This is a genomic window from Polycladomyces subterraneus, from assembly GCF_030433435.1.
GTDB lineage: Bacteria > Bacillota > Bacilli > Thermoactinomycetales > JIR-001 > Polycladomyces > Polycladomyces subterraneus.
In genome coordinates, this window is record NZ_JANRHH010000049.1 from 34,955 (window position 1) to 51,136 (window position 16,182).

15 protein-coding genes are annotated in these 16,182 nt (G+C 51.3%); 1 reads left to right on the top strand and 14 read right to left on the bottom strand.

Annotation, left to right across the window (positions count from 1 at the left end; all coding sequences use genetic code 11):
• Positions 1-36: 36 nt before the first annotated feature.
• From coxB to NWF35_RS14390, 8 genes are all read right to left on the bottom strand, one after another.
• Complete coding sequence (coxB, locus tag NWF35_RS14355) at positions 37-1,053, bottom strand: cytochrome c oxidase subunit II (RefSeq protein ID WP_435873918.1); 1,017 nt, start codon at positions 1,051-1,053, stop codon at positions 37-39.
• A 67-nt stretch (positions 1,054-1,120) separates the two neighbouring features.
• Positions 1,121-2,068, bottom strand: a complete 948-nt coding sequence (gene cyoE / locus NWF35_RS14360; protein WP_301240031.1) for a heme o synthase — start codon at positions 2,066-2,068, stop codon at positions 1,121-1,123.
• 821 nt (positions 2,069-2,889) lie between these two features.
• Positions 2,890-3,309: an anti-sigma regulatory factor gene (locus NWF35_RS14365; RefSeq protein WP_301240032.1), complete on the bottom strand. Its 420-nt coding sequence runs from the start codon at positions 3,307-3,309 to the stop codon at positions 2,890-2,892.
• 37 nt (positions 3,310-3,346) lie between these two features.
• On the bottom strand, positions 3,347-5,113 hold the full coding sequence (locus NWF35_RS14370; protein ID WP_301240033.1) for an ABC transporter ATP-binding protein: 1,767 nt from the start codon (positions 5,111-5,113) through the stop codon (positions 3,347-3,349).
• Positions 5,114-5,273: 160 nt separating this feature from the next.
• Positions 5,274-6,461, bottom strand: coding sequence for a serine hydrolase domain-containing protein (locus NWF35_RS14375; RefSeq protein WP_301240034.1), 1,188 nt, complete (start codon positions 6,459-6,461; stop codon positions 5,274-5,276).
• 168 nt (positions 6,462-6,629) lie between these two features.
• The gene (gene codY, locus NWF35_RS14380) at positions 6,630-7,409 is read right to left on the bottom strand and encodes a GTP-sensing pleiotropic transcriptional regulator CodY (RefSeq protein ID WP_301240035.1); all 780 of its coding nucleotides are present in this window, start codon (positions 7,407-7,409) and stop codon (positions 6,630-6,632) included.
• A 251-nt stretch (positions 7,410-7,660) separates the two neighbouring features.
• A complete protein-coding gene (lepB, locus tag NWF35_RS14385) occupies positions 7,661-8,188 on the bottom strand; it encodes a signal peptidase I (protein WP_301240036.1) in 528 nt (175 codons plus the stop codon).
• Positions 8,189-8,199: 11 nt separating this feature from the next.
• Positions 8,200-8,736 (bottom strand): DUF402 domain-containing protein, encoded by a 537-nt coding sequence (locus NWF35_RS14390; protein WP_301240037.1) that lies wholly within the window; start codon positions 8,734-8,736, stop codon positions 8,200-8,202.
• A 456-nt stretch (positions 8,737-9,192) separates the two neighbouring features.
• Between NWF35_RS14390 and proC the strand changes: the two genes are divergently transcribed.
• Positions 9,193-10,032, top strand: coding sequence for a pyrroline-5-carboxylate reductase (proC, locus tag NWF35_RS14395; RefSeq protein WP_301240039.1), 840 nt, complete (start codon positions 9,193-9,195; stop codon positions 10,030-10,032).
• A gap of 85 nt (positions 10,033-10,117) precedes the next feature.
• Here the strand turns inward: proC and NWF35_RS14400 are convergent, their stop codons facing one another.
• The 6 genes from NWF35_RS14400 to NWF35_RS14425 form a co-directional block, all read right to left on the bottom strand.
• On the bottom strand, positions 10,118-11,413 hold the full coding sequence (locus NWF35_RS14400) for a S8 family peptidase (RefSeq protein WP_301240040.1): 1,296 nt from the start codon (positions 11,411-11,413) through the stop codon (positions 10,118-10,120).
• A 430-nt stretch (positions 11,414-11,843) separates the two neighbouring features.
• Positions 11,844-12,284, bottom strand: coding sequence for a GNAT family N-acetyltransferase (locus tag NWF35_RS14405; protein ID WP_301240041.1), 441 nt, complete (start codon positions 12,282-12,284; stop codon positions 11,844-11,846).
• A 202-nt stretch (positions 12,285-12,486) separates the two neighbouring features.
• A complete protein-coding gene (locus NWF35_RS14410) occupies positions 12,487-13,890 on the bottom strand; it encodes a HAMP domain-containing sensor histidine kinase (protein ID WP_301240042.1) in 1,404 nt (467 codons plus the stop codon).
• Positions 13,891-13,915: 25 nt separating this feature from the next.
• Positions 13,916-14,632: a response regulator transcription factor gene (locus NWF35_RS14415; RefSeq protein ID WP_301240136.1), complete on the bottom strand. Its 717-nt coding sequence runs from the start codon at positions 14,630-14,632 to the stop codon at positions 13,916-13,918.
• Positions 14,633-14,705: 73 nt separating this feature from the next.
• Entirely contained in the window at positions 14,706-15,314 is a 609-nt protein-coding gene (locus NWF35_RS14420; RefSeq protein ID WP_301240044.1) for a class I SAM-dependent methyltransferase, read from the bottom strand.
• A gap of 129 nt (positions 15,315-15,443) precedes the next feature.
• Positions 15,444-16,082, bottom strand: a complete 639-nt coding sequence (locus NWF35_RS14425) for a hypothetical protein (RefSeq protein WP_301240045.1) — start codon at positions 16,080-16,082, stop codon at positions 15,444-15,446.
• Between the last annotated feature and the right edge of the window lie 100 nt (positions 16,083-16,182).

Consider the following 16,182-nt stretch of genomic DNA (forward strand, 5'->3'; position numbering starts at 1 on the left):
CTTCCGGCAAAGGGGGCTTTCCGCTATTCTTGTCTGTTATTTCAAACTCATTAAGTATTGAGTGAGCGCCTTCATCTCTTTTTCGTCCAAATAACCGATCTTCGGCATCCGAGCACCTGGTTTGAAGGCTTGCGGATTTTTCAGCCATGCTTGCAAATGCTTCTCGTCATGCGGAAGGAAGCCGGCGATCGTCGTACGTTGGCCGAAACCGGTCAGTTCCGGTCCCTTTTTGCCTTCGTAACGGAAATCCGCACCACGTACGGCATGGCAACCAATGCAGTTTTGCGCCACCAATTGTTTCCCTTGTTCCAGAGTCTTGTTTGCCGCCATGGATTGCGGATGTTGCTGCGCTTTGACCCACTTATCAAAATCTTGTTGCTTTTGGGCGATCACCGTGAAATCCATCAATGCGTGACTTGCGCCACAGAGCTCTGCACATTTCCCGGTATAACGCCCCGGTTTGTCAGCCTGTAGCCACATATGATTTTTCTTTCCGGGGATGGCGTCCATTTTACCGCCCAGGTTGGGCACCCAGAAAGCATGAATCACATCGGCTGAAGTGATTTCAAAGTGCACCTTTTTCCCCACCGGGATGTGCAGTTCCTGAGATGTACGGAATCCGTATTGCGGATAGATGAACTCCCACCAATACTGGTGCCCGATCACTTTCACCTCGACAGTTTGTCCTTGCGGCGGATTTTTTGCCAGGTTGAATGTGGTCGATATGGTCGGCACCGCTAGTACCACCAGCAAGACGATCGGGATGACCGTCCAGAGTATTTCTAATTTAGTGTTGCCTTCAACCTGTTTGGGAATATCGTTTTGCCCCGGGCGCTGCCGGAAACGGACCAACACATAAACATAAATGATCGTCACGACGGTGAGAACGCCGATCATGATCCCCAAACTAAGCTTGATCAACGATAATTGCATTTCCCCAGCGGGTCCCGAAGGATCCAAGGTATTCAACCTCGGGTCACCGCAACCGGTCAATAGAAGCGCCAGTGCCGCAAACACCAACAGATAACGCCACAAATGTTGCCGTCGTCTCAACACCTTCAAACCTCGCTTTCTCTCATCGCGTAAACTTGGCTAAACAGTGGTTGCGTTCCCGCCGCCTTCATCCGGCGACGGGAGGCACCTTATCCACTATCATCACCAAGAGGATGGCCGTTAAATAAACCAAGGAATACAAGAACATCTGCCGAGCCCATCGATCATCGTCCTTCGTAAAGAAGCCGGCGATCGACAAAACCAAATAGATAACCCCAAGAATGATGGCGGTGGCAAAATAGATCTTCCCGACGACCCCCGTATGGTACAGGAAGAGTGATGAAGGGATCATCGCCGCCACATACACCATGATCTGTCGTTTGGTCTCCATAAAACCACGGACGACGGGAAGCATCGGAACACCCGCGGCTCGGTAATCTTCCACTTTTCGCATGGCCAATGCCAAGAAATGCGGCGGTTGCCACATGAACAAGATGAGAAACAAAATCCAAGCGGGAAGATCCACATTGCCCGTTACAGCCGTCCAACCGATCATCGGCGGTACGGCACCAGATATGCCACCGATCACCGTGTTCAGTGTCGTCGTCCGTTTCAGCCATGCAGAGTAGACCATAACATACACAAAAAAGCCAATCATCCCCAAAACCGCTGCCAACGGATTGGCTCCCAGCGCCAACACTGAGATGCCAGCCACCGTCAGGACGATACCCATCCACAGAGCGGTACCAGGGGCGATTCGTCCGGAAGCTACAGGGCGGTTACGGGTTCGTGCCATCGAAGGGTCGATATCCCGGTCGATGAAGTTGTTCAGTGTGCATCCCCCGGCGATGACCAAAGCCGTTCCCAATAGTGTGAAGAACAGCAAAGTGAGGTCAAGCGAACGAGGTCCGGCCAACCAAAACCCGGTAAACGCCGCCAAAAGATTGGAGACATTGATACCGGGCTTCGTGATGTTGAGATAATCTCGCCATGTCGCTTTGCTTGGAGTCGCCGTAAACGGCTCAGTCGACATGATGGGATCGACGGACGTTTCACGTGTCAACGGTCGTTCCACAGGGCAGACCTCCTTTCTTGGCCGGACTTCGCCAGCGATGATAATACGCAATTGTGGCGCCGGCTCAGACCCTCGATCGGGTCCCCTAATGCTTTCAAGACCGGCCCTTGTTAGAGCTGTATCGAAACTGCAGCTGCTTGCCAATTGGACATGACCCATAATCCAGTTACTATAGTATCCGTTTCAATGAATCCCACTTATACATCATCCAGCGTCGGACGAATGCGTCCGGGCAAAAAAAAGGAGGATGGCGAACCGCTTCCGCCCCCACCCGGATCGCCAATCGACGTGAAGTCATAGCGGGAAAACGCTTTACATCATATTTTCCGTTGATCCATCATGGATGAAACAACAGGAATAAGCTGGCAATGAAAAGACAAGTCTCGGATGTCATCCCCATTTTAGTTGATCAAAAAGAAGGGCGTCAAGGCCACACCAAAAAGGTTCATAATATGGAAACATAGACAAATCCACCGTGAAAGCGCTTGCTCGGAACAAAACATCATCGGCGCTGACAAGTCCACCTAGGGGTGTGTCTGGTGAATACTGTCCACATTGCTTTCCCGGCTCGCTCCACCTGCGCCCCTTCAGGGAAACAGTTGATGACCGCTCCGACACGGTCAGCGTAGGACGCGGGCAAAGTACGCATCGCTTTGAGGAAATTGCCCGCTATTTCCAACCCTTCGTTTTCCCGAGTCTTCGCTCAGTCAGGGCTTGTCGCTCGCCTGGAAAAACATTGCTCCCTTACGGAATGACCAGACACACCTTAGATACTCCGATTCCTTCATTCGGAGTAAAAGTGGAAATGCAGCGCCGATGAATCAGCTGTCTTGTATCGTTTTCGCCGTTTTCAGCCATTTGATTACTTCCACGCAAGTACCTTTGCCCTCTACAGATTGAATCGAAAATTCGTCCATCAAACTTCTCACTTGTTGCAGGCCGGAATTTTCGGTGACGGTTGGGGTATCCATCTTACGAAACACTTCTTCCATATCCGTGATGCCGGGACCCAAGTCCTGCACCAAAATACGCAATCCTTCTTTCCCATCTCGTTCCACGGTTTCGACGAGTATCAGTCCCTTTTCCGCATAGTGAACCACGTTCCGGGCCAATTCGGAAACCGACTGAACGATTCGTGCCTGATCCAGTTCGTCAAACCCCACCTGCCCCGCGATCTCCCGAATTTCACTGCGGATGGAGACAATATCCCACTCATATCGAACCCGGAATCTCTTTTTCACTACTTTCCCCTCCGTCTCACGATGGGCGCTCATTTCTTCAACGACTGACCGTTTTCTCGTGGCGCTCCAAATGCTGCATAGCAAACAATTTTGCATAGTTCCCGCCGAGGGCCATCAATTCCTCGTGCGTGCCCGATTCCTTCACCCGTCCTCCCTCAATGTAGTAGATGCGATCGGCATGGGTGATTGTGGAGAGACGATGCGCCACAATGATGGTTGTACGATCTTTTGCCAACCGATCGAGTGATTCCTGAATCAGGCGTTCGGATTGCAAATCCAATGCGGATGTCGCTTCATCCAAAATCAGAATGGCGGGGGCTTTCAAAAAGACACGCGCCAAGGCAATGCGCTGTTTTTGTCCACCAGACAGTTTGACTCCCCGTTCCCCGATTTCAGTTTCGTATCCGTCTTTCAATTCCATGATGAAAGCATGTGCGTTGGCCGCTTTTGCGGCGGCCACCACCTCTTCGAAGGAAGCCGTCGGTCGCCCCATCCGGATATTTTCCAACACACTTCCACTAAACAGAATATTATCCTGCAACACCATTCCAATGTGACTGCGCAAACTGGCCAACGTCCAATCGCGAACATCTCTGCCGTCTACGCTTACACTCCCCGTTTGAACGTCATAAAAACGGGGAATCAACGAAACAATGGTGGATTTTCCCCCTCCGCTGGGACCGACCAAGGCGACGGTCTGCCCCGGTTCAATGGTCAAATCAACAGCGGTCAACACCGGATTAGCGTGTTCATGATAACGAAATGTCACGTTTTCAAAACGGATGCGGCCTTCGGCCCGTGAGAGAGGGACAGCGTCAGGACGATCCGTAATCTCATACGGTTCGTCCATCAATTCGAACACACGATCCATCGATGCCAATGCTTGGGTCAATGTGGTGGATGCGTTGACCAGCCGGCGGATCGGAGAGTAGATCAATCCCACGTATCCGTAAAATGCGGTCATTTCTCCGATGCTCATTTGACCATGGATTACGAAGTAGCTGGAAAATCCAATGACCAAAATGGGGGCAAGATCGGTGATGGTGTTGATGACTGAAAATGTTTTTGCGTTCCAGCGGGTATGGGCCAAAGCTTTATCGAGAAAATGCCCGTTGCGCTGTAAAAACTGGCTCTGTTCATACGCTTCCAAGTGAAATGCACGAATGACAGAAATACCCTGAATGCGCTCGTGCAAATGTCCTTGCAACTCAGCGAGCGCCTGGGAACGCTGTTTGGTCCGCTGACGCAGGCGTTGATAAAAATATTTGACCGCCACTCCATAGAAGGGAAACACAGATAAAGCGATCACTGTCATCAACGGATCCATCCACGCCATCGCTACTGCGGCAAACGAAATGGTGAACAAATCCAACCAAACATTCATCATCCCGGTCACGACAAACTCTTTTGTTTGTTCGACATCGTGGATTACCCGGGAAATAATCTGTCCCACTTTCTGATTATGATAAAACCGCAATGACAACTTTTGCAGGTGATCAAACAAACGGTTGCGTATGTCAAACAATACCTTGCTCGCCGTCCATTGGGCGAAATATTGCCGGTAGTATTCAATCGGATAGCGAATGAAAGTAAAAATGAAAAAAGTCCCCGCCAACAGCCAGAGTAACCGTCTGATTTTCTCTTCTGCGGGCAGCTGGACCAATAAAATGTCGTCTACGGCATATTTCAGGACCAATGGCAGCAACAAGGGGATTCCGAATTTGCATATGCCAACCACCATCGTCCACACAATGTGCTTCCGATAGGGTCGTACAAAACGGAGATACCTCCGAATACTGCCCATGCAATCCTCTCCTGAACGATAGGATATGTTGGGGTAGCCAGCATGTCAACATGATGACATTCGCTTTGGAACGTACATGATCGCAGGTTGTCAAATGAATTATACCAAAAAGTTGCAGGACTGGCGAGAGGCGAAAGCTCTGTCCCCTCGTCCTTTCTCACTATTGAATGGTCTTTTCCACCGCATTGGCCAACCGTTTGCGCACAATGGCGATGGCCGGTCCTTCACGAGTGGGGTGGACCCGATTGGTTAATAAGATCAGCATCCAACCATCCTCTCGATCCAAGACGATGGACGTCCCCGTAAATCCGGTGTGGCCTGCCCGTTTCCCATCAGTATGCTCTCCCATATACCCCGGTTGATGAAGCTCCCATCCGAGTCCGCGATTCACATGAGGAATCGTACTTGTTTGCAACCGGAACATTTCCCGAACGGATGACGGATGAAGCACCCGTACCCCACCCAATGATCCTTCGTTTAAAAACATCTGACCGAACCGTGCGAGATCACCTACCGTGGAAAACAACCCTGCATGCCCCGCCACTCCTCCTAACGCCCAGGCGTTTTCATCGTGTACCTCCCCCCAGACAAGACCGCGCGAAGGAACGATTTGCTCCTCAGTTGGCGCGATCCGCGCTTTCCATGTATCTGGCGGACGAAATCCGGTGGAAGACATGGAGAGTGGTAGCAGGATTTTCTCTTGCATAAATTGATCCAGATACTTTCCCGAAACACGGTGAACCAATTCGCCCAACACCATATAGCCGATATCACTGTATATGTATAGGGTTCCGGGAGTTGCCACGGGTTTTGTCCCCATCGCCACCCGCATCCGTTTTTCCGGCAGACCGGAATTTTGGAATAGCGGCAAATTGGCCGGCAATCCGCTCGTATGGGAAAGCAGATAACGAACTGTAATGGATTCTTTTCCTTCACTGGTGAAATCGGAGAGATAACGTCCCACAGGGTCGTCCAATGAGATCCGCCCCTGTTCAACCAATCGCATCACTGCCGTTGCCGTAAACAATTTCGTCAACGAAGCCACATCATAAACGGTATTCGTCGTGGCTTGAACCGCTTGTGTCAAGGGGGTTTTTCGTGCATCTCGATACCGTGCGGCCCAACCGTATGCCCGCACTTTGGCAATCATGCCGTTTCTGGCCACCAGCACGACACCTCCGGGAATCACGCCTTTTTCCACAGCTTGTTGCATGATCCCGTCGATTTCATTCCATTCGTTCCGCTTCATCTCCATTTCCTCCGTTTGTCTGATCATAATCGAAGTCAGGATTGAGATCTCCCCCTTGACCGACACACCGATCGTCATGGCTACGCCCAATAACAGCAACCGAAGTTATCCACGTCTTGGCCATCTCACGTGCATCAAAACCATCCCCTCCCAGCAATATATGCCTCCCATTCCCTCACGATTCGATGACAGGGGGTGTTTGAAAACGAAAAATGGCTCTGTCTGGGGATTCAAACCCCAGACAGAGCCATTTCTATCCTGTGCGCCTCAATGACGGGCTTTCTCCAACGCCGGCAAGAGTTTCGGGTTGAGAATCTTGATATAGGTTCCTTTCATCCCCAACGAACGCGACTCTACCACACCGGCACTTTCCAGCTTGCGGAGCGCGTTGACGATGACCGAACGGGTAATGCCGACGCGATCGGCAATCTTACTGGCCACCAACAACCCTTCGTTGCCGTCCAGTTCTTTGAAAATGTGCTCAGCTGCTTCCAATTCACTGAAAGACAACGAATTGATCGCCAATTGCACCACCGCACGACTGCGCGCCTCTTCTTCGATTTGTCCGGCACGCTCCCGCAGAATTTCCATGCCGACAACAGTTGCTCCATATTCGGCCAAAATCAGGTCGTCGTTGACGAACTCCTCGTTCAAGCGGGACAAGACCAGCGTGCCCAAATGATCGCCGCCGCCGACGATCGGTACCAATGTCGTGTATCCAGTTCGGAACATGTCTTTCATCTCCGTCGGATAAGCCGTATACGGGCTGTCCACACTGATGTTGGCTGTGGTTTTTTCCACTTCCATCAGCAAGCGGGCATACTCGGCAGGGAATTGGCGTTCACGCAGGTATTGTTGCATCCGTTCGTTTTCAATTTCATGGTCGATGGCCATTCCCAACAATTTTCCATCCGGGTTGACCACATAGATATTGGCTTGAATGACGTCACACAATGCTTGGGCCACATCGTCGAAATCGACCAAATGATGACCGACATTCTTTTGTAAGATGCGAGAAATGCGTCGCGTTTTGTTCAGCAGATCCATTGAACAGTTCCTCCTTTGATTTCTTTTACCTTTTATTTTCTTAAAGTCTTCAAGAGCCCCTGAATTTTCCAGGGGTATCGGAAATAATCCCCTCTCGAACCCTCAATTGTTTTTTGGTATACTTCCGAATCGGAACGCTCACACTTTCACTATTATGAGCCATTTGACGAATTTCGGGAAATCAATTTGTGAACTCTTTTTGACTTTTGCTATTATTGCAAATTGATTCCCTTCCTATGTTTCCCTTTTCGTTACAAAAAGGCTTCCAATGAGGGGCGATACAAGATCAACTCCACTTTTCCGTTGATCAAATGGTACGGTACCAAACCGACGCTCTCGTAGCGACTGTCTCTGCTAGCGAACCGCTGTCGATTGTCTCCCATGACGAACACGGTTCCTGGTTTGACCATCACCGGTCCGAAATTACCGTCTTCCACCGGACATTTCGCATAAGGTTCGTTTACCCGTATCCCGTTCCGATAGACCGCGCCATTTTTAATTTCAATCCGGTCTCCGGGTGTGCCAATCACCCGTTTCACCAGATATCGTCCTTTTTGTGACGGGTCTTCAAAGGTGATCACATCCCCCACTTTCGGCTTCTCAAACAAAAAGTAAAATTTGTTGACAAGCAATCGGTCACCGTTTTCCAGGGTCGGCTGCATCGAGGTTCCGTTGACGACGGATAACGCGACGCCGAATTGATTGACAGCCAGCGCCACCAAAACACTCATCACCATCATGCGAATCCAACGGAACCAACGGGTGTTGCGCCACTTCATTTGGCTTCACTTCACTCCATCAATCGTTTTTTTAAAAGAAGATATTGATGATACCACTTTCTCGCAAATGAAGGAGTAAATGGCGCTTCCCGACGCCTGATCCGCTCTTCCAAACGTTTAACCGCCCGCTCTACTTCACAGACGACCTCTTTCGGATAGCCCATTTTCCGCCGATTTACTTCAAACTCATCATGATCCACCCACCGATACCGAAGATCGACATCGGCGATCATATCCAAATCGTAGTCGATGTATGAGATTACACCGTTTTCGATTCGACAGGGGGACGCAATGTTGGTGTAGTATCGGCAGGGCTTCTCCTGTTCATCAAACAGTAGTATCGTATGAAACCACTCATATCTATGAAACTGGCAAATCGCTAGTCCCGGAGAAACCCACTCCTGCCCGTCTGACTCGACGACTTCAACATCGTGGTTTGCGAGAATGAGCGGCTCACCAGGGGAAAGTACCACGGACTTCTTCCACACACGATGCAGGCTACCGTCATGTTTCCAACTTTCAATGCGAACGATGTCACCCTTGTTCATCCGTCGATGCCTCCATCCATTCTCTTTATTGCCAAATTGGATGAATAGTAAAACAAGAAAACACAAAATCTTTGAAAACCGCCCAGATCTTCCATTTTTTAATCATTTATTCCCCTTGACATTTTCCTTCATTCCCGTTCATAATATATGGAACAACACAGGATCGATTACATAAACGCGATGACGGGGGCTAGTAAGGCCGTGCTACCGTCTCAGAGAGCGGAACCCACAGGCTGAAAGGTTCCGCCGGGATGCCGACCCGAACCCACCCCCGTAGCGGACGGTGACAAACCGGAACCGGAGCACGCTCCGTTATCAAGGTTGCGCGGTTTCAGACCGCGGCAGAGGTGGGCGCCACTGGGGCGTCAATCAAGGTGGTACCGCGAAAGAAATCCTCTTTCGTCCTTGGACGAAAGGGGTTTTTTTATTTTCCGGCTGAAAAAAGGAGGAATCACGATGGAACAACAGGTTCGATACTGTTTTATCGGTGCGGGATCGATGGCAGAGGCCATGATTTCTGGGCTGCTAAAAAAGGGCATGGCCGAACCCAAACAGATCATGGTCATCAATCGGCAGAACCGGGCCCGATTAGCATACCTGAACCGGGAGTACGGTGTCCAGATTCCCGAAAACAAAGGGGACGCCGTTCTCCAATCGGATATCGTCATACTTGCCGCCAAGCCGAAAGACATCCCTGACGCCCTCACACAATGGGGACCCATGATCCGCACCGATCAACTGGTGATCTCCGTGGCAGCCGGCATTTCTACCACGTTCATCGAGCACCATCTGAAGGAAGGCACCGCGGTGATCCGCTCCATGCCCAATACCTCCTGTACGATTGGCCTGTCGGCAACAGCCATTTGCCAAGGACGCTGGGCCACACGTGAAAACATGGAATCGGCACGCCACCTGTTCCAGGCTATCGGCATCGTCGTGGAGGTGTCGGAAGAAGCCATGGACACGGTGACAGGCTTATCCGGAAGTGGTCCCGCTTATATTTACTACATGGTGGAGGCGATGCAACAAGCAGGGGTCGAAGCCGGCCTCAACGCCGACATTGCACGGCAACTCACTCTGCAGACATTGTTGGGAGCGGCTCACATGCTGATGGAAACCAAGGAGGAACCGGCGGAACTGAGACGCAAAGTCACCTCTCCAGGCGGCACAACTATGGCCGGGTTGGAAACGCTCCGCCAGTATCAATTCGATAAGGCGGTTCAATCGGCCATATTCCGTGCCAAAGAACGCTCAAAAGAACTGGGCGGCGCGTTCACAACCACTGTCAAAACATAAAAAAAACCTCTGCCGGCAAGCAGAGGGAGTATCTTGGTCAGGTCCCACTCGAAAAGCTCAATGGACCACTTTTTTTTTCCAAAACTCACGTCTGGGAAACCGTCGGTTTTTGGAATTCCAGATACTTCTTGGCCAACGCCACCGCTTTACGTACATCAAGGTATCCAGCTTGGTCACCGGACATTTCCTGAGAGGTGGACATCAGGATACTCTTGACGTCGTTGGGGCTGAGATACGGATTGGCCTCCAGCAACTGTGCTACGACACCCGCACAAATCGGTGTGGCCATCGAGGTGCCGGACAGGCGGATGTAATGCTCTCCCACGCGGTTTTCCGGCAATTGTTTCTCCAACTGCGAACCCGGCGCAGACAGAGATACGATATCCGTACCCGGCGCATACACATCCGGTTTGACCAGCATATCGATGGTCGGACCACGGCTGGAGAAGGAGGCTTTTTCGTCATCTCCGCGCGTGACGGTGTTATGGTCGTCGGCCGCCCCCACTGTGATGATCATCGGGTCCAGACCGGGCGTGCTGATCGTCATCGGGTACGGGCCATCGTTGCCTGCGGCCGCACACACGACAATACCGCTGTGCCACGCTTTTTCCACGGCCTGAGCCACCGGGTCGTCCCGGTACGATTCAAACGCAGGCGCACCCAGGGAAAGCGAAAGGACACGAATGTTGTACTTCTGCTTGTTTTTCACACACCACTCAATCCCGCGGATCACCGTGGACAATTGACCGCTACCGTTTCCGTCCAATACCTTGACGCCAACCAGGTTGGCTTCCGGTGCAGGGGCCGTATACAACCCTTCTGATTGATAACCATTTCCAGCCGCATCTCCCGCACAATGCGTACCGTGTCCCTGGTCGTCGTATGGCTCGGTTTTTCCGTTTACCAAGTCGACAAACTTCAGGATGCGGTTTTTGGGGCGAGTCAAATCCGCATGCGGATAGATGCCGGTGTCCACGATGGCGATGGTGACGCCTTTACCCGTGTATTCCAGTTTTGCCTGCACATCGCGAGAACCGATCGATCGGGTAGCTACGTCCAAAAACGCCCGCACTTCCCGGTCATGGAAAATACGGTCCACCGCTTCATGCTCCACCAGTTGCCGGATGGTCTCGGGATGAAGGTGGCCATACAACCCGTGCACCAGCTCCAATTCACCATGAACAGCGTTGCATTCCCCTTCTTGGCACAACTGAAACACATGCTCTTTTTTCTCGTCTTCCAGATCCTTCTTCAACCGGATAATCACCGGAACCGTCGCTTTGTCGTCGTCTTGTTCCCGGAGGCGTCTCAATTCATGAACCAATACCGGATCCAGCGAATTTGCCACTTGTTCAAACCAGGCTTTTTGCCCTTTCCCCATTTTTTCCACCTCCCATATAATGAATTGGCTATTTTTGGCCTCAATCCTGCTCTGAAATAAAAAAAATTTGCGGAAAACAAAAAAGTCCGTCCGTATACCCGGACAGACCCATCGAGTTGAAAAACGTTGGCTAGCTTCACACGGCTAAAGCACTAGGGGCACTCCCTTTGGTCGCCGTGGGCTTCTCGCTTCATCTGGCGTGGCAACCCACATCCATCCACGATGGCTTCGTCCAAGCCTGGGTGATTTCGTTTGGCGAGTTTTCGCATTCGTAGTAGTTTTAAGTGTTTTCGCACTACTTGATCGTACCAAAATCTTGTAGGACTTGCGAGAGGGCTGAAGCCCTCCCTCGTCCGACGCTCGCTATCATCCCAACCCTGAAGGGCTGGGTTTTCCCGCTCGTTCCTAATAAAAATTCAATTAAGTCCGTTTAAGCTTGTTTTCGCCATTCGATGCATTCCTCAAATAAATCCTTTTCCAGCAAACTGGAACACGTATTACTGTAACCCAGATGCTGATAGAACGGAAGCAATTTTTCCGTGCCGGGGTCCACTGTGATCCACAACCGTTTGACCCCTTTTTTACGTAACCGCTCTTCCAAAGCGCGGATGAGACTGCGACCGATTCCCCGGCGTTGATAAGAAGGATGAACGGCTAAACAGTAGAAAAAACCGCTGGTTCCATCCTGCACGCCAACGATCGCACCCACCACCCGGTTATCCACTTCCGCCACCAGCACCAAATCGCGGTCACGAGCCAACTGCTGAGTGAGTACCTGCAGCGTTTCCGCCTCCGGCTTTGCGGATGTGTTCAGTTTCCAAATTTCTGACACATCGTGTGCATCGGATAATTGAAAAGAGCGCAGACGCATGTTGTTGTTTCCTCCCTCGATGGCGGCTTCCTTTTAAAAAGTGTAACGTTCCCGCATCCTGAATGCAAACCCCGTTAACAGTCAAATATCTTTTAAAAACTAGCATTTGCTTGGTTTCCCGTCAACTATTCATTCACTTTGGCGCCCCCTGTCTCACTGATATCAGCTTCCACTATCCCAACTGAAACACGGACTGGTATGTTCATCTGCGCAGCAGCGGCAGGCGAAACTGGATCATCAAACTCCCTTGATCCTGCGTGGCCGTCACGTATCCCCCGTGCATTTCCGCAATCATCCTGACGATGGCCAAGCCGACACCCGATCCCCATGATCGGGATCGCTCCCCGGTGACAAATACGTCAAATAATCGGTTCAGTATTTCTTTCGGCAAGGGATCAGCCATATTTTTCACCTTTAAAACTGCCATATCCCCTTCCCTTACCGTGGTGATCACCATCTCGCCCGGCCGGATGCCGTGCTGGAGAGCATTGTGAAAGACATTGTCCAACATCCGCACCAACAAGTCGGGATCGCCATCCAATTCCAACGGGTCTTCACACAAATCAAGCCGGATGCTCATTTGTTCCCGTTCGGCGAGGGGAATGGTCTCCTCTGCCAGCTGTTCGATCAGTCGGTTGAAAGACAGACGGGTTTTCCGGATCGGCACTTGATGATGTGTCCACTTGGCGTAGTCGAATAAATCTTCGATCAATCTCTTCATACTTTGGGCTTTGGAAAGCCCGATTCCCGCATAGCGACGGATCTCGGTTTCGGACACATCAGGGTGATCCCGTATCCAGAGGAGGTATCCGATCATGGAAGTCAACGGTGTTCTGAGATCATGGGAAATACTAGTGATCAACTCATGACGCTGTTCGTCCAAGCGTTTTTCCTTCTCTCGGCTTTCTTTCAGCTTTCTTGCCATTTCGTTGATATGTCGGCCCAAAATACCCAATTCATCGTCGCCTTTTTCAGGCACACGTGTTTCCCACCTGCCTTGGGCAATCTCCTGGACACCGCGGGACATAGCGGCAATTTGCCGTAGTTTCCCCCTGGTCAGCAAGTGGTACACAAGCCAGAAAGACAAAATACCGGAGCAAAAACTCATCAACGGATTTCCCTGGCCAACCGGTTGCCCGTTTCCCCTCCAATCGGCCACCAAATAGACCGGTTGATGATCGAGATAGAACGGATAGACAAACGTCAAGTTCTGAACTCCACCACTAGTACTCAAATCATCCGATTGACGCATCATACGAAAAAACAGGTTGTGAATATTTTCTCTTCTCCTGGGTGCATGCGCCGACTGATAAAGCAGACTTCCATTATGATCCAACACGCGCAGTCTCATCCGACTGGTTTGTTCCAGGCTGTTCAACCATGTGTTGCGCTTGGCTGCTCGGATCTGTGACATTTCCCGGGCATAATGTGACAAGAAGATATGGGTTATTTCCTCTTCTCCCGGGTAGTAGTAATAGCGTTTCTCTCTGATGGTAAGTTTCTCCCCTATCGTTCCCCCCACCAACATAGCCGCCAAACTGATCAGAAACACGACGATCATCCGGGTTCGCAGGCGAGACCACATTTTTCTAATCCAGCGGATCACAAGACGGCTTTTCCTCTGTTTCGGATCATTCATCGCGACCTGGATGGGAATCGGCCGCCGCCTTGTATCCCACCCCCCAAACCGTAAGCACAATCGCGGGGTTTTTGGGGTCATCCTCGATCTTTTCGCGGATTTTTCGAATATGTACCATGATCGTATTGTTGGAGGACAGCATCGGTTCCCCCCACACCCGTTCATAGATCTCTTCCGACCGAAACACCACTCCGGGATGACGAAACAGCAATGCCAAAATATCAAATTCGCGAGGTGTCAGGTGAACGGGTTGACCGTGAACCCATACCTGGCGCTTCTCGGGATGAAGGGTTACCGCACCAATGGAAAGCAGATTTGTCCGTACGGAAGCGTCGTTGGTATATCGTTTGTACCGCCGCAACTGTGACTTGACCCGCGCCACCAGTTCCAAGGGGTTGAACGGTTTGGTGACATAATCGTCAGCCCCCACAGCCAACCCCTGAATCTTGTCCAAATCTCCCGTCTTGGCCGTCAGCATGATGATGGGCATCCACTGTGTTTTGCGGATTCTGGTGCATGCTTCCATTCCTTCCATCCCTGGCATCATGACGTCCAGGATCATCAGGTCAACCGTATGTTTGCGCGTTAGTTCCAATGCTTCCCGACCGTCGGCCGCTTCCAACACGCGATACCCCTCATTTGTCAGATAGAGACGGATTAACTCCCGAATGTCAGGCTCATCGTCGACGATCAACACGGTTGTTTGCATTTCCATCCGGCCTTTCATCCTCCCCCAACCGGTCCCTTCTCATTCTCCGCCCATGGCAGATGATCTTTTACAGTTATGGGTTAAGATTTGCCCATCCATTTCCCTTTTCCTTCTCCCGTGTTTTGGGTTTGCTGCATACATAGACGAAAGCGGGCGGCAGATTCCAGAATACCAACCGGGACGAGACGCGGTGAAATCGCTCCCGAAACAGAGGCAACATGTGCAGTGTGTACTGGTAGGCGACAAACATACCGTCCGGTGCCAACCGTTCCGTCACTTCATCCAAAATTGCATGCCGTATCGCATTGGGAAAATTGGTGAAAGGCAAACTGGACAGGATACAATCCACCTGTCCGATCCCGTGCTGCTCCAACTCCTCACCCAGTTTTTCCGCATGTTCGGCATGATGAAGGTACGGAAAACGGTGAAAAAGCAAGTCTCGTAAATGGGTATCTCGTTCAAATACGATTACATGGGTCTCCGGACGGGTCCGTTGAACCAACGCTTCGGTGATCACCCCTGTTCCCGCTCCCAATTCGACCACTGTATCGACCTGTTCCCACGGAATGGGATCGAGCATGGCCCGAACAAGGTGAGCGGAGCTGGGGGTGATGCTGCCGATCATGCGGGGAGATCTGAAAAAACGCAACAAAAATGCCATTCGGTCCATCAACGACTCCACGATATCACTCCCTTGCACCCTTTGACACCTACCAGATTAAGCGCGGATTCTTAACATTTCAGGAGGGAAGTCCTTAACTTTCTCTTAACACAATCCAATAAAGCGATCTTTTCCTGGCCGCCCACTCGGTCACCGAGATGCTGCCCCGCCTTCTGCCGGTGTGGCCCCCGCCATCAACGCCGACCAACCGCCGGACAAAAACAGCGGAAATCCAAACAACCAAGCTGGCGGAACAGTTACATACCAGGACCAAAGTACCGATACAAGACCCACCAACCACAAACCGAACGAACAACCGGCCACCCGCGCTGAAAACGAAGGATGCCGAGACAAGATTACCGTACACATCAAACCGGAACACACATAACAGAAGTTGCCGAATATGCCGCCAAAAACATACAGCAGACGGTTCCCTTCCGCCAAATATGCCTGCAACCCAACCGTAGGAATCTGCCTCAGCCATTCGGTCAAAGCGGATATCATCGTCAATTGCACCAGATGGTGCAGGATGACGGAGGCGGCACCAATCACCCACACCAACCACGCCAACGAGAGAATAGCACCGTATTCGGCGGAAAAGCACCGATACCATCTCCCGTACCAAACAGCCATGCAACAAGCCGCCAATATGCCGGCCTGCCACAACCACGCCGGCGATCCTCCCTCCCCATCCCGACAATACCAGACCAACCATCCGGCCACTCCTCCCGCATGCACCGCAAGGGTAGCCGGAAGCAACCACTTCGTTAAACGGAAGGGTACGCGCACATCCTCCACCCCTTTTCCATCAAGCTTCGGGCCGACAGGGAAGATTTCCCTTGCAAAATCGGACTTTCTTCAACCCAAACTATGCAAAAGAGGAGGGAAA

Coding starts and splice junctions, on each gene's coding strand:
- NWF35_RS14370 (WP_301240033.1), bottom strand. CDS start 5,113: ATGGGCAGTATTCGGAGGTATCTCCGTTTTGTACGACCCTATCGGAAG.
- codY (WP_301240035.1), bottom strand. CDS start 7,409: ATGGATCTGCTGAACAAAACGCGACGCATTTCTCGCATCTTACAAAAG.
- lepB (WP_301240036.1), bottom strand. CDS start 8,188: ATGAAGTGGCGCAACACCCGTTGGTTCCGTTGGATTCGCATGATGGTG.
- NWF35_RS14390 (WP_301240037.1), bottom strand. CDS start 8,736: ATGAACAAGGGTGACATCGTTCGCATTGAAAGTTGGAAACATGACGGT.
- proC (WP_301240039.1), top strand. CDS start 9,193: ATGGAACAACAGGTTCGATACTGTTTTATCGGTGCGGGATCGATGGCA.
- NWF35_RS14400 (WP_301240040.1), bottom strand. CDS start 11,413: ATGGGGAAAGGGCAAAAAGCCTGGTTTGAACAAGTGGCAAATTCGCTG.
- NWF35_RS14405 (WP_301240041.1), bottom strand. CDS start 12,284: ATGCGTCTGCGCTCTTTTCAATTATCCGATGCACACGATGTGTCAGAA.
- NWF35_RS14415 (WP_301240136.1), bottom strand. CDS start 14,632: ATGCAAACAACCGTGTTGATCGTCGACGATGAGCCTGACATTCGGGAG.